This window comes from Clostridium sp., assembly GCF_036660475.1.
Lineage (GTDB): Bacteria > Bacillota > Clostridia > Clostridiales > Clostridiaceae > Clostridium_J.
In genome coordinates, this window is the sequence record NZ_JAVXAO010000008.1 from 74,513 (window position 1) to 88,269 (window position 13,757).

Genomic DNA, 13,757 nt, shown 5'->3' on the forward strand with positions numbered 1-13,757 from the left:
TAAGTAGATACTTAAATAAAAGTTGATATGTTTTATATATTAAAGTAGTTAGACTAGGTTGTTATGAAGTTATGTTGATTAAATCAACATAGTAGAGACAACGGTACTTTGGTTTAATATTAAATGACGAGACTTATATTCTAAAGTTAGAATGTAAGTCTATTTTATTTTGCGAACATTTAATTTAATGACTAATATCATATCTAATTTGGATATAATTGTATGTACGGTAAAATACGAAAGAAAAAATAGGTAGGAGGAATTGAAATGATCTATATATTATATTTAATACTAGCAATATGCGTAATTGGATTCTCTATTAGATTATCTTATTATGTAGATGAGTTAGATAAAAAAACAAATTTATCTGGTGCATTTATTGGGGGTGTTATGTTAGCAGCAGTAACATCGTTACCAGAACTTTTTACAAGTATTGCATCAACGGTGTTTTTAGATGAAGTACAATTAGTTTCGGGAAATATCCTTGGAAGTAATATATTTAACACGGCTGTACTTGGGTTGTTAATTTTTATGTATCTTAAACCTTTTAAGAAGGCTAAAATAACAACAAGCCACCAAAATACATTAAAATTTTTAATGATTTTATATGGGATTATATTTATTGCAATTTCAGTAGGTAGAGATTTTACATTCTTTGGAGTTAGTATATTTTCAATTATAATCATGTTAATTTATGTTATTGGAGTTAGAAAAATGTCTGGAGATGAAGGCACAAATAATAGTGTAGAGAGTGAATGTAACCTTACGGTAAAGCAGATATATGTTAGATTTATAATTTTAAGCTTAGGATTAATAGCATGTAGTATTGGAATAACTATAGTTACGGATATGATTGCTAAAGATTTAAATTTAGGTGTAACTTTAGCAGGTGCATTATTTTTAGGTGTAGCAACTTCGCTTCCAGAAGTAACTGCATCAATATCATTGGTAGCTAAAGGTAATTTCAATGCAATGATAGGTAATTTAGTAGGAAGCAATCTGTTTAATTTCTGTATATTATTTTTAGCAGATATTATGTATATTAAAGGTTCAATTTATATACCTTCAAATCAAGTGTATTTGTTAATAATTTTTGGAATTATATGCACTGTCTTTTCATATAGTATATTAAAAATGAAAAAAGAAAGTGATAAAGAAATAAATAAACAAATTAGTTCATTGCCATATGCCTTAGCTAGTATAATTGTAGTTGCAGGGTATGTAACTTATTTAGCGATTTCTATATAGTTATTCCTAGTATATATGAAAATAAAAAGCAGGTTAATTTGATATAATAAAATAAATAGTGTAATATATACATTATGAAAAGATTTCTCTCTTTCCTTATAGAAAGAGAGTTGTTTTGTTTTTAAATTTATATGAGATAAGATAGCTAAATAAAAAAAGTTCAAATAATAAAGTAGGAGGATATAATATGAAAAAGAATATGAAAATATTAATAATATCAGCATTAGTCATTATAATTGCGTTAGGTGGATTATTTATATATAAGAAATATAACTCAAAGAATATGGTTAAAGGAAACAAAAATATAGAAGTAACTGTTAAAAGTGAAAAAGATAATTATGAAAAGATGCATACACATTCAACTAATGTGGAAACATTAGGGGCAGCTTTGGATGAAATGGAGATAGTGGATGTTGATACATCACAGGTTTCAAGATTTATAATAGCAGCTGATGGATTAAAGGTAGATGAAAATAAAAGTAAACAGGAATGGTGGAATTTAAAAATAAATGGTGAGGATTCTCAAACAGGAATTGATGATACTCCAATAAAAGATGGTGATAAAATAGAAATTATACTTACTATAGGCTGGTAGGATATATGTATAAGACAAAGGATGTAATAATATTATCATTACTTGCAGCACTTATGTTTGTATTACAAATTATGATGAGTGGAATACCAAATATAGAGCCTGTATCGTTTTTACTAATAATATATACATTAGTTTTAGGGAGAAGATCTCTAATAATAGTAGTAGTTTTCAACTTTCTTTTGGTTCTTGTTACTGGAATGGGAACATGGTGGTTTGGCTATTGGATTGTGTGGCCACTATTGGTAATAATAGTATTAATATTAAAAAGGGTCATAAAAGAAAACTTTTTAGGATGGAGTATAGTTTCAGGTGCCTTTGGGCTTATATTTGGTGGTCTATATGCAATTTCATATATTTTTGTAGTGTCGCCAACATTTGCATTAACATATTGGATAAATGGAATACCATATGATTTAATTCATATGGTAGGAAATTATTTTATTATGCTCGCTTTAGGTAAAAGGATATATGTTATATTAAAGCGCATGGTACAAAAATATAATATGGGGATTTAAATTAAAACAAATGTCAAAAGAAATCTTAGGATATTTCAAAATATAAATAAAAATTTAACGAATAAAGAACTCTGAAGTTATCAGGGTTCTTTTGCTATTTTTGTATAACAAGACAAACCGTCATACGTATGGTTTTAAAAAAATTAGAAATATGTATAGCTCTAGAATAGAGGTTCTATTTACACAATTAAAGTGATATAGTTGAATTATGGGAATTGTTAAGGAATACACATGGGGGGATTTTTTATGAAAGTATTAGAAACCAAAAGACTAGTTTTAAGACCATGGAGGATAGAAGATTTAGAAGATTTTTATGAGTATGCTAAAAATCCGAATGTAGGACCAAATGCAGGATGGCAACCACATGAAAGCATGGGCAAGTCTCTTAAAATATTAGAATCTTTCATTGAGGGCAATGAAGTATGGGCAATTGTAGATAGGGAAAATAATAAAGTTATTGGTTCAGTAGGAAATCATGGGGATGGAAAAAGGAGAAGCTCAGGAGCTAGAATGATTGGTTATGTACTTTCACAGGATTACTGGGGAATGGGAATTATGACAGAAGTTGTGGAACGAGTAATAAAGCATTTATTTGAAGATATTGGTGCTAGTATTATTTCAATTTATCACTATCCACATAATATAAGGTCTAAAAGAGTTATTGAAAAGTGTGGATTTAAGTATGAGGGAACACTTAGAATGGCTAGTGAGATATATGATGGTAGTATTTATGATGATATTTGCTATTCTATAACTAGGGGCGAATATATAAGCAAAATTTAATCTTAGAGGATTAAATTAGGAGAATATAAAAATACAGTAAGTGAATATAATATAAGATTATCAAGTGATTTTTACATTGAGATTGTTTGAGATGAATTTTATAATCAAGATCAATATTAGATATAATTGCTTATTGCTATTACTACTTTAAGAGAGTAGGTTACAATGGTTGGATATCAGATAAATTAGGGAGGATTACGTGATTAGATATAAAAAAATTCTATATATACTTTTAGGGATAATATCATTTGCGATAGGATTCCTAGGCGTTATATTACCGATATTGCCAACAACACCTTTTTTACTGTTTGCATCCTTTTGTTTTGTGAGAGGGTCAGAAAAATTGGACATTTGGTTTAAAGAAACAAAAATATATAATGATCATTTAGAGAGCTTTGTAAAGGAACGAGCTATGACTTTGAAGCAGAAGATGTCAATATTACTATTTGCAGATTTTATGATGTTATTTCCACTAATTATATTAGATAGTTTAGTAGTTAAAGGAATAATCATAATAATGATAATAGCTAAGGGTTATTACTTTTTCTTTAAAATTAAAACTATTAAGAAGTAGCCTATATATATGCCGCATATATTTTACAAAAATAGAAAATATATGTGGTATAATTATATCTAAAGTGAGGCTATAAATAATTCAATAGAAAGGGAGGGGAAAATAGATGGTTGGAGAATATAAAGTTGTAACTCTATGTGGCAGCACAAAGTTTAAAGAAGAGTTTATAATGGTACAAAAGGAACTTACACTTAAGGGAACTATCGTAATTTCGGTTGGATTATTTGGGCATGCAGATAATGAATTTGGCACTGTTATAACTGATGAGATTAAAGTTATGCTTGATGATATACATAAAAGAAAAATTGATATGGCAGATGAGATATTTGTAATAAATAAGAATAGATATATTGGATCAAGTACAAGGAGTGAAATTGAATATGCAAGAGAACATGGTAAGGGAATTGTATATTTAGAACCAGCTTGTGAAGAATAAGAAATAATATCAGCTAAGCATTGAGATACTAATAGAGAAATTGGTAGTAAAGGAGTAGATTGTGATGTCAAACAATAAAATTGATAGTATTATATTTGATTTAGATGGAACAATGTGGGATTCATCAGAGCAAATTGTGGACACATGGAATCATGTTAGACACAGATATAAAGAAATAAGAAATGAAATAACTGTTGAAGATTTAAAAGGAGTAATGGGACTTCAGATTAAGGATATTGGTAAAAAGTTTTTTCCTTATTTAGATGAAGAAAAGCAAGCAGAAATATTAAAGTATTGTTGTAAATCAGAATGTGAGTATTTAAGTGAACATGGTGGAAAATTATATGATAATTTAGAGGAAATACTTGAAAAGTTATCTAAAATATACAAGCTGTTTATAGTTAGTAACTGCCAAGAGGGATACATAGAGGCATTTTTACATGCACATAAATTAGATAAGTATTTTATAGATTTTGAGCACCCAGGACGTACAGGACTTACAAAGGGTGAGAATATAAAGATTGTAATAGAGAGAAACAATTTGAAGAATCCAATATATATAGGAGATACCGATGGGGATTGCAAAGCAGCAAAATTTGCAGCAATACCTTTCGTTTATGCTAAATATGGTTTTGGAGATGTTAAAGAATACGATTATAAAATAGATAATCTTACTGAAATATTAGCTTTGAAATTTTAGAAAACAAAAAAACTAAAAAATAACTAATGTATGAATATTAATTTACACATTAGTTATTTTATTTGTATAATGTTTTGACAAAAGTTATTACTTGCATATAATATAAGTAAGATTCTAAATTAAAATTAATGATTACTAAGATTATTGGCACTTTATTTTACTTAATGTAGTGGGGAATAGTTTAATTAATTATTGAAGAAAGAGGTAATATGGATTATATAACAATTGTACAGAGACTTATAATAGGCGTAATTGTAGGTGGGTTAGTTGGATATGAAAGAGAGTTCAAACATAGTCCAGCGGGCTTTAGAACTCATATAATAGTATGTTTGGGAGCAACTATTATATCATTAATTGGTGAGTTAAACTTACAAAAGGCTATGGAATTAGCAGCAGATCCAATGTATCAAAATATAATAAAGGTTGATATGGGACGACTTGGAGCACAGGTTATCAGCGGGGTTGGATTCCTCGGAGCAGGTACAATTCTTAGGGATAAAGGATCTGTAAAAGGTTTGACTACGGCGGCTACATTGTGGGTTGTTGCATGTCTTGGACTTTCAGTTGGACAAGGGTATTATAGCTTAGCAGTAACAGCATCAATAATGGTATTTATAATATTAAAATTTTTTACAAAAGCAGATAGTGCAATACAAAAAGAAGGTAAAAAGAGAAAGTCTAAGAAATTATTACGGGATACAATTACGACTTGTGAAAGCAGTGATAATTGTAAAGAAATATTTGAGGAAAAAGAGACAACTACAAGTTTATAAAAAGTGAGCCACTAAGTAAAGGTTAACCTTACTTAGTGGCTTTTAAAATATTAGCCGCCAAGCATTAGTTTCCACCAATTTTCATCGGGTTTTCCACCTGAATTCAGACCTTCCACATACCAATAAACTACATTATTCTTTGTTATAGAAGATATATAGAGCCACCTTCCAGTTGGGCCTTTATCAAAAGCAGAAGTTCCTGGGTCAGTAACATTAAACTCAAGTTCATACCACGCTTTAGTATCTCTAACCTCGGATTCAACTATTTTTACATCTTGAATTTTTATTGTATCCCATGTTTTTTGTCCTTCAGCTAAACTGGTAGAATTAATTGAATTAGCAGTATGGCCGCCTATGAAGGAATAATCACTATCTAACATTGCTTGCATATATGCATCACAAAGCTCTTGTGGAGTAGCAAAGGAAGTATTCGAATTGACATCATTAATATTTTCATTTTGTGAGTTAGATGAATTATCATTTGATGGTTTATAATAATTTTTATTTGGTACTAATCCATTTGTTTCTTTAAAGCTAGAGACAAGCCACTTTTCATTTTCTTTTTTTAATGAAATATTACCATCTAAAACCTGCTCTTCCACATTTCCATCTTCATAGGTTAAGATGATTTTTGCTGAATAAAAATAATTATAGTAATCTTTAATAAGTTGGTTGTTACCAGCATCCCCTAGAGTTAGTTCCTTTACTTCAACGGTATAACCAAATTCTTTAGCTATTACTATATTTTTAGGAACATATCGATTTAAAATAAGGTTAGTTCCAGCATCAACTGTCATATAATCATTAATTTGTTTTAAAAATATATTTCTTATTTTTCCGTCAACTTCATCGGTAAATTGAGGAACCCCTGTAGTAATTGGATATTTATATTTTTTGTTTTTGGTTGCATCTTCAATAACTACATCATATTCTGCTAATATATCATAATCTTTAATTTCATAGTAGCCTTTTAAAAATGCTTTTGCAGTGTCTTCGGTTGAAGATTTTTTTGTTTTGTGGCAAGCAACAAGAGAGGAACTGACTAGAATCATCGATAGTATAATACATAGGGCACTAATGCCTTTATGTTTTTTATTTGTATCAAAAATATTTTTAAATCTCATTTTCATGGTTTCTACATCTCCATTAAAATTAGTTGAGAAAATTGTGTTGTAATTTGGATTATAGTGCATAGCTGCTAATATAGCATCACTATACTTGGCTTTATACGCAGTATCCATATTCCTTATTACAAGGTCATCACAATGGAATTCAATATCTTTAGAAGTTTCTTTTACCATAAGATATATTAGTGGATTAAACCAGTGTAATGCAGTTGAAGTGTTCATTATTAGTTTATAACTTATATCATGACATTTTAAATGTGTTAATTCATGCTTTAGAATTACTGATAAATCGTCGCTATTAAGGTTTTTAGTTGGAAGAATTATCATAGGTTTTAATAATCCAAGAAGCATGGGACTTGCAACTTTTTTACAGGTCATAATTTTAATAGATTTTTTAATCGCCATATCACTACAAAGATTTTTTAATATATCTAGAATTTTTTTATCTGTTACAGGTGTACTCCAGCGTAAAGTTATCTTCCTAAATATGAAATAATTAATGAATTGGTAGATTATAAAAGATAACACACCAATAAGCCAGAGTATAGATATTAGCTTCAAAGGGGTGATGTCTATAGGGGTTAGCGATTTTTCCTCTATTGGAGTGGCAATTTTACTTGAATTTATGTTTGTATCTATAGAAGTAGATTTATCTGAAGTATTTTTAAAATCTAAAACATTAGATTTATCTGAAGTTGTGTTAACGGTAAAATTATAGGCTGTAGATTCAAGCTGTTTAGGTACAGTTATGTTTATAGGTGACTTAGGTAAGTTAAGATTTAGGGGAATAATTAACCTAACTATAATAACAAGCCATAGAATATATCGCCACGTAGAGGTATAAATTTTCTTTAATTTAGAAGAAAATAAAAGTAAGGGTAAAATTATAATTGAGGTTGTAAGGGTAATTTCAATAAACGTAAGAAATAACTTTTCAATCACTATTTTCCCTCCTTAGTTTTATCTAAAAAGTCTCTTAAATCTGAAAGTTGAGTTTCATCAATATGATCTCCTTGGTACAGAGCAGCAACAAAATTTTTAAGAGAGTTTCCATAGAGTTTTTCTAATATGGATTTACCTTCGTTTTGTAAATAGTAATTTTCATCTACTATAGCAGAAAAAATGTTGCTTTTACCTTGTTTTTCGGAGCAAACAAATCCTTTGTCTATAAGTCTAGTTAGTAAGGAGAGTATTGTTGTTGGAGCAAGGTCTTTTTTTTCATTAATTTGTTTTTCAATGTATGCTCTGGAAACTGGTTCGCCCGCATCCCATATTATTAGCATTATATCTAGTTCAGAATCTGGTAGTCTTTTAATTTTTTTATTTATAATAATCCCCACCTTCTACAAATGTAGTAGTTATATTTATATGTTATTACGATAGTAAGTAAATGTCAACATAAATGTTAAAATATAACATAGAAATGAGGGATGTTTTTAAACATGTATGTTCTGATTAAGTTTATACATTTCGTTCTTTAAAAATCTTTAAGGATTTTATCTTTTATTTTCATTGATTTTAAATTCTAAATTGTACATTTTTAATTATAATACAGGTGGTTTGAAAAACTAATAAAAAGTGTATAGATTCAAATTTTAATAATAGAAGTATTTTACAATTAATAGAATAGATGTGATATAATTGATGATAATAAAACTGATGGGACAGTCAGGATTTTAGGGGAATCATATTCAGGTGGAGTTTGTTTAAGAAGAATATATTACCCACAGCTGAATATTAGAAAAAACTACTTAAGGAAGTAATATGATATAGGGGGCAGCTGTATGATAGAAGTTGGAATTTTAACTGTAAGTGATAAAGGGTTTAATGGTCAGCGAATAGATGAAACTGGACCAACACTTAAGGAGTGTCTTAAAAACTATGGATACGAGGTTAAATATTATAAAATAGTTCCAGATGAAATTGGAGATATTGAATGTGAACTTAAATATATTTGTGATAATCTTGGACTTCCATTAGTTATAACTAATGGTGGAACAGGGTTTTCTAAAAGAGATGTAACGCCGGAAGCCACTGCAAAGGTCATAGAAAAATATGTACCTGGTATAGGTGAAGTTATGAGAATGAAATCTCTCCAGATAACTCCAAGGGCTATGCTGTCTAGAGGTATTTCAGGCATCAGAAAAAATTCATTAATTATAAATCTTCCAGGAAGTCCAAGGGGTGCTAAAGAAAATTTAGAGTTTATTTTACCAGCCCTAGGTCATGGGGTTGAAATTCTTATAGGGGAAGCAACTGAATGTGGGAGGAAGTGAAAAAATTATGAAAGATGCTCATGGGCGAAGTATAAATTATTTGAGATTTTCACTTACAGATAAATGTAATCTAAGGTGTATGTATTGTATGCCGAATGGAAGTTGTAATCAGGCTGAAATAAATACTAGAATGTCTATAGAAGAAATAAATAAAATTATCATAATTTTCGCTGAACTAGGGATTGACAAGGTAAGGTTTACAGGTGGAGAACCTCTTATTGTAAAGGAGCTCTCACAGATAATTTATAACACTTCACAAATAATGGGTATAAGAGATATTTCATTAACAACTAATGGTATTTTTCTCGAAGAAAGGATAGAAGAGCTTAAAAATGCAGGATTAACTAGAGTTAATATAAGTCTGGATACATTGAATGAGGACAAGTATCAAAGGATAACTGGCAGGCCATATCTTAGTAAGGTTAAGGCTGGAATTAGAAAGTGTTTAGAACTGGGAGTTACGCCAGTAAAGATCAATGTAGTGTTAATGAAGGGGATAAATTTAGATGAGGTAGGTAATTTTATTAAGTTAACTGAAGAGTTACCAGTAGATGTTAGATTTATAGAACTTATGCCAATAGGATCAGGGGTACAGTTGTTTAAGGAACATTTTATATCTTCAATGGAGATTGTGGACAGTTATCCAGAACTTATACCACAAAATCATAAAAAATCATCCACAGCGGAATTATATAGAACTAAAAATGGGAAGGGTAATATAGGATTTATTACTCCTTTAAGTTGCAAGTTTTGTAATGAATGTAACAGAATTAGGCTAACTAGTGATGGAATAATTAGACCTTGTCTACATGGAGAAGCTGAGTATCAGGTGCTACAAGATCTTCGAGAAGGACTGAATAATAGTGATGAAGGTTTAAAATTATTAGGGGAGAGACTAAAACAAAGAATTTATGAAGCTGTGTATAATAAGCCTTGGGAACATAACCTCTTCAAGGATGGCGAAAGTAAAAGTATTAAAAACATGTTTCAAATTGGAGGATAATCATATGGAGAAGAATAAAGATGTGGAGCAAAATCTTACTCATATAAATAGACAAGGTAGAGCAAAGATGGTAGATGTTAGTGCGAAGAAAAAAACTAAAAGAGAGGCTATAGCAATTGGATCTATTTATATGAAAAGATCTACGATTGAAAGAATCGAAGGTGGAGAAATTATTAAAGGTGATGTATTAGCTGTATCTCAAGTAGCAGGAATTATGGGGGCGAAGAAGACTTCAGATATAATTCCTATGTGTCATCCAATTATGATGGGAGCCTGTGATATTGAATTTAAATTCGATTATGAGAAAAATAAGATTGATATAATATCAATTACAAAGATTATAGGGGAAACGGGTATAGAGATGGAAGCATTAACAGCGGTAGCAGTAGCTGGGTTAACCATATATGACATGTGTAAGGGTATTGATAAAACTATGGTTATAGGTGATATAAGGCTCTTAAATAAAATAGGTGGAAAGTCTGGAACAGTTGAGATTCAGATATAGGTGAATTTTAGATGTTAACATTATTTTGATGAAGATGTCCCTAACACAAGAAAAAAATGAAATGTATAAATCTAATGAGCCGCTATATTAAAAATAAAATAAGAATCAGTGAATGAGGTGAAATTAATGGCAAGAGTTATTGGAATAAATATTAGTACTGAAAAGGGGGTTGTAAAGACGCCTATAAAAAAAGGATTTTTCAAGGTGGATTTTGGTCTTGAAGGAGATGCTCACGGAGGTAATTGGCATAGACAAGTTAGCCTCCTAGGAGATGAAAGTATAGAAAAGCTTAGAGGGAAAACTATAGTAAAACTTACTCCAGGAATATTTGCGGAAAATATAACAACAGAAGGAATAATATTATATGAACTTCATGTGGGGACAAAAATTTCAATTGGACAGGTTCTGATGGAAGTAACTCAAATTGGCAAGGAGTGTCATAAGGGCTGCGAAATAATGAAAACTGCAGGTGATTGTGTTATGCCAAGGGAGGGGATTTTTACAAAAGTATTAAAAGAAGGTTGGATAGAACCAGGAGACGAGATTCTGGTTATAGACTACAGTAAATAAAGAATCAATAGGAAATAAGTAATGATTTAAAGGAGAAAACATGAAACATAAGAAGCAAGTCACTTTATTTAGTGGAATATATATACTATCATATTTAGCTTATTCACTAGGGATAACGCAGTTTATACCATACTTAACTAGTTTAGGATATTCACCAGTGGAAAGAGGCATATTACTTTCTTCCATGGCAGCAGTTACTATTATTGTTCAATTAATATTTGGGTATATATCAGATAAATATAAAACAGTAAAAAAGATTTATATACTTACACTTATATTTTTTGCGGTTGCCACTTATTTATTTTATAGCGTAGAGGTAAAATTCTTTGTATTTCACTTATTATTAATTGCTCTTTCAGGTGGTTTTTTTAATCTTGCTATGGGGATGGGGGATAATTGGATTTTAGAAACAAATAATCATATGAGACAAATTTACAGCACAATTAGAGCCTTTGGATCACTAGGATGGGCAATAGGGAGTACTTTAGTTGCATACTTGATAAATTTTTGTGGGTATCAGGGAATTAGTGTAACTATAATGCTTATTACGGTTATAGTTATAGGTGGATGTTTATTTTTAGAGGATGCTTCAAAGTGCTATGATAAAAATATAAGACCAGTTACAAAAAGAGATATAATAGATCTTTTTAGTAATAAGTCATATTTATTAGTAGTTACAATATTATTTTTATTAACTTGCGTTCATACATTCAATGCATATACTACGGTGGATAAATTAATATTACTGGGTGGTAGTAATAAAGAGGTTGGTCTAATGTGGTCAATTAAAGCTTTAGTGGAGATTCCTATGTTTTTTTCAGGAACTTTAATTTTACAAAGGTTCAAACCTAGAGGAATATTGCTGATTTCAGCATTTATGTTCACGGTGCAATTTATTTTCTTCGGATTTGCAACAAGTATTAGTACATTGCTTATTCTTTCAGCAATGCAAGTATTTACATATCCACTACTACTAATAGCCTCAAAGATTCTAATTGACAATTTATGTGGTGAGCATTGTAAATCCACAGGTCAATTACTAGCAATGAGTGTTTATAACGGAGTATCAGCCCTTATAATTCCTTATTTAAGTGGGGTGTTAACAGAATGGGTGAATGTAAATTTTACATTATTCTTCGCAGCAGGATTAGGGGGATTAGCATTCTTTCTTATACCCTTAATTAAAAAACCGAGAAAAAGTTTTAATATAGTTAGAGAAGGAAATGAGATTAGCAGATGAGAGAAGTATATAAAACAACAGATAAAATATTGATGAGAAAGAAATATATGGTTTTAACAAATAAGGAATAATATACAGAAATTACATTAAAATTAAACTTAAAGGTGGTGTGGAAAATGATAATTAGATAAGTAGTTTATAGGACAAAGGGATAAATTATGGAGGGGATAACATGAACAGTGAAAAATTAATAAGTTATAGAATAAATAGATTGAAAGAAGATATCAAATCTAACAATGTTAATGCAATAAATGATTTTTGGACAAGCGTAAAGCAACAAGGTACACCTTTAATTGAGGGAATTCCTGATGACAAGAATAATGTGTTAGTTACATTTATATATATGGAGACAGAAGCAATAGAAAATGTAATGGTTTGGGGTTCGGTTCCAGGATATCATTATTCAGATAATATAATGGAAAAGTTGCTTAATACAGATATATGGGTTAAAACTTATAAGGTTAGAAATGATGTTAAATTTAAATACTATTTCTACATGAATTATGAGGAGGGTAAGAAAGAGATATTTAAAAACTCTATTGCTGACCCATTAAATTTAAATAGAAGAACATCAATTAAGGATGAAGAGGATCCAGAGGATGAAGAGCATACATATTCTTTTGTGAGTCTTAATAATGTTAAACCAGATAAATGGACAATTTATAATGAAAAGGTTAGGGCTGGAAGTATAGCTTTAGATAGATTCCATAGTGAAATATTAGACAATGATAGAAGGCTGTGGGTATATAAACCATATGGATACAATAAAGATAATTCACCATGTAAATTATTAGTACTGACAGATGGATTTGATTATATAAATGCTATGTCAGCACAAACTGTACTGGATAATTTAATTGATGAAGGAACTATAGAAGCTACAATATGTGTTTTAATTGAAACCAGTAAAAATAGATATGAAGAGTTAACATGTAATGATTCTTTCTCAAAATTTATAGCAACGGAGATAATGCCCTGGGTATATGAAAACTATAACGTGACTAAAAATCCACAAGAAACTATCATAGGTGGAGTTAGTTTAGGCGGATTGGCAGCTACACATATAGCCCTTAAAAATTCAAATATATTTGGAAATGTACTTTCACAATCGGGATCATATTGGTATGAGTCAGAGGCCTTAACTAAAGAAGTTAAAAATATAGATAAACTACCAATTAACTTTTATTTAAATGCTGGTGTGTTAGAAGATCATCCATATGATACTGAACCAATAATGATGGAAGTGATAAACAATATGAGGGATGTTTTATTATCTAAAGGTTATAGCGTAAAATATGAGAATTTTTACTCAGGTCATGACTATTTAGGATGGGGAGAAACATTAGCTACTGGACTTATAGCATTAATGGGGAAATATAGTTGAAGAAGATATTTAAATTAACACCATAAGA

General features: G+C 29.8%; 16 protein-coding genes. 14 read left to right on the forward strand and 2 right to left on the reverse strand.

Features of this window, described 5'->3' with window-relative positions; translation table 11 throughout:
* Positions 1-267: 267 nt before the first annotated feature.
* From RSA29_RS11905 to RSA29_RS11940, 8 genes are all read left to right on the forward strand, one after another.
* A complete protein-coding gene (locus RSA29_RS11905; protein ID WP_346942078.1) occupies positions 268-1,248 on the forward strand; it encodes a cation transporter in 981 nt (326 codons plus the stop codon).
* Between the two features lie 187 nt (positions 1,249-1,435).
* On the forward strand, positions 1,436-1,843 hold the full coding sequence (locus RSA29_RS11910; protein WP_346942077.1) for a DUF4430 domain-containing protein: 408 nt from the start codon (positions 1,436-1,438) through the stop codon (positions 1,841-1,843).
* Positions 1,844-1,848: 5 nt separating this feature from the next.
* Complete coding sequence (locus RSA29_RS11915) at positions 1,849-2,358, forward strand: hypothetical protein (protein WP_346942076.1); 510 nt, start codon at positions 1,849-1,851, stop codon at positions 2,356-2,358.
* 246 nt (positions 2,359-2,604) lie between these two features.
* Complete coding sequence (locus RSA29_RS11920) at positions 2,605-3,141, forward strand: GNAT family protein (protein WP_346942075.1); 537 nt, start codon at positions 2,605-2,607, stop codon at positions 3,139-3,141.
* Between the two features lie 202 nt (positions 3,142-3,343).
* Positions 3,344-3,715 (forward strand): YbaN family protein, encoded by a 372-nt coding sequence (locus RSA29_RS11925; RefSeq protein ID WP_346932930.1) that lies wholly within the window; start codon positions 3,344-3,346, stop codon positions 3,713-3,715.
* Between the two features lie 106 nt (positions 3,716-3,821).
* Positions 3,822-4,151 carry a hypothetical protein gene (locus tag RSA29_RS11930; RefSeq protein ID WP_346942074.1) on the forward strand — a complete coding sequence of 110 codons (330 nt, stop codon included), beginning with the start codon at positions 3,822-3,824 and terminating at the stop codon, positions 4,149-4,151.
* Between the two features lie 64 nt (positions 4,152-4,215).
* Positions 4,216-4,851, forward strand: a complete 636-nt coding sequence (locus RSA29_RS11935; protein ID WP_346942073.1) for an HAD family hydrolase — start codon at positions 4,216-4,218, stop codon at positions 4,849-4,851.
* A 209-nt stretch (positions 4,852-5,060) separates the two neighbouring features.
* Entirely contained in the window at positions 5,061-5,624 is a 564-nt protein-coding gene (locus RSA29_RS11940; RefSeq protein ID WP_346942072.1) for an MgtC/SapB family protein, read from the forward strand.
* Positions 5,625-5,674: 50 nt separating this feature from the next.
* Here the strand turns inward: RSA29_RS11940 and RSA29_RS11945 are convergent, their stop codons facing one another.
* Both RSA29_RS11945 and RSA29_RS11950 read right to left on the reverse strand, forming a co-directional pair.
* On the reverse strand, positions 5,675-7,693 hold the full coding sequence (locus RSA29_RS11945; RefSeq protein ID WP_346942071.1) for a M56 family metallopeptidase: 2,019 nt from the start codon (positions 7,691-7,693) through the stop codon (positions 5,675-5,677).
* Positions 7,693-8,091, reverse strand: coding sequence for a BlaI/MecI/CopY family transcriptional regulator (locus tag RSA29_RS11950; protein ID WP_346942070.1), 399 nt, complete (start codon positions 8,089-8,091; stop codon positions 7,693-7,695). The genes RSA29_RS11945 and RSA29_RS11950 overlap by 1 nt, the downstream gene beginning before the upstream one ends.
* 444 nt (positions 8,092-8,535) lie before the next feature.
* On the opposite strand from RSA29_RS11950, the gene RSA29_RS11955 reads away from it, so the two are divergent.
* From RSA29_RS11955 to RSA29_RS11980, 6 genes are all read left to right on the forward strand, one after another.
* The gene (locus tag RSA29_RS11955; RefSeq protein ID WP_346942069.1) at positions 8,536-9,027 is read left to right on the forward strand and encodes a MogA/MoaB family molybdenum cofactor biosynthesis protein; all 492 of its coding nucleotides are present in this window, start codon (positions 8,536-8,538) and stop codon (positions 9,025-9,027) included.
* Between the two features lie 7 nt (positions 9,028-9,034).
* Positions 9,035-10,030: a GTP 3',8-cyclase MoaA gene (gene moaA, locus RSA29_RS11960; protein ID WP_346942068.1), complete on the forward strand. Its 996-nt coding sequence runs from the start codon at positions 9,035-9,037 to the stop codon at positions 10,028-10,030.
* A 22-nt stretch (positions 10,031-10,052) separates the two neighbouring features.
* Positions 10,053-10,535: a cyclic pyranopterin monophosphate synthase MoaC gene (moaC, locus tag RSA29_RS11965; RefSeq protein WP_346942405.1), complete on the forward strand. Its 483-nt coding sequence runs from the start codon at positions 10,053-10,055 to the stop codon at positions 10,533-10,535.
* A 126-nt stretch (positions 10,536-10,661) separates the two neighbouring features.
* On the forward strand, positions 10,662-11,105 hold the full coding sequence (locus RSA29_RS11970; protein ID WP_346942067.1) for an MOSC domain-containing protein: 444 nt from the start codon (positions 10,662-10,664) through the stop codon (positions 11,103-11,105).
* A 40-nt stretch (positions 11,106-11,145) separates the two neighbouring features.
* Complete coding sequence (locus RSA29_RS11975) at positions 11,146-12,345, forward strand: MFS transporter (RefSeq protein WP_346942066.1); 1,200 nt, start codon at positions 11,146-11,148, stop codon at positions 12,343-12,345.
* 172 nt (positions 12,346-12,517) lie between these two features.
* Positions 12,518-13,729, forward strand: coding sequence for an alpha/beta hydrolase-fold protein (locus RSA29_RS11980; RefSeq protein WP_346942065.1), 1,212 nt, complete (start codon positions 12,518-12,520; stop codon positions 13,727-13,729).
* The last annotated feature ends 28 nt before the right edge of the window (positions 13,730-13,757 follow it).

What these genes read in the sequence shown, in the direction of transcription:
- RSA29_RS11905 (WP_346942078.1), top strand. Translation starts at nt 268, where the DNA reads ATGATCTATATATTATATTTAATACTAGCAATATGCGTAATTGGATTC.
- RSA29_RS11910 (WP_346942077.1), top strand. Translation starts at nt 1,436, where the DNA reads ATGAAAAAGAATATGAAAATATTAATAATATCAGCATTAGTCATTATA.
- RSA29_RS11915 (WP_346942076.1), top strand. Translation starts at nt 1,849, where the DNA reads ATGTATAAGACAAAGGATGTAATAATATTATCATTACTTGCAGCACTT.
- RSA29_RS11920 (WP_346942075.1), top strand. Translation starts at nt 2,605, where the DNA reads ATGAAAGTATTAGAAACCAAAAGACTAGTTTTAAGACCATGGAGGATA.
- RSA29_RS11930 (WP_346942074.1), top strand. Translation starts at nt 3,822, where the DNA reads ATGGTTGGAGAATATAAAGTTGTAACTCTATGTGGCAGCACAAAGTTT.
- RSA29_RS11935 (WP_346942073.1), top strand. Translation starts at nt 4,216, where the DNA reads ATGTCAAACAATAAAATTGATAGTATTATATTTGATTTAGATGGAACA.
- RSA29_RS11940 (WP_346942072.1), top strand. Translation starts at nt 5,061, where the DNA reads ATGGATTATATAACAATTGTACAGAGACTTATAATAGGCGTAATTGTA.
- RSA29_RS11955 (WP_346942069.1), top strand. Translation starts at nt 8,536, where the DNA reads ATGATAGAAGTTGGAATTTTAACTGTAAGTGATAAAGGGTTTAATGGT.
- moaA (WP_346942068.1), top strand. Translation starts at nt 9,035, where the DNA reads ATGAAAGATGCTCATGGGCGAAGTATAAATTATTTGAGATTTTCACTT.
- RSA29_RS11970 (WP_346942067.1), top strand. Translation starts at nt 10,662, where the DNA reads ATGGCAAGAGTTATTGGAATAAATATTAGTACTGAAAAGGGGGTTGTA.
- RSA29_RS11975 (WP_346942066.1), top strand. Translation starts at nt 11,146, where the DNA reads ATGAAACATAAGAAGCAAGTCACTTTATTTAGTGGAATATATATACTA.
- RSA29_RS11980 (WP_346942065.1), top strand. Translation starts at nt 12,518, where the DNA reads ATGAACAGTGAAAAATTAATAAGTTATAGAATAAATAGATTGAAAGAA.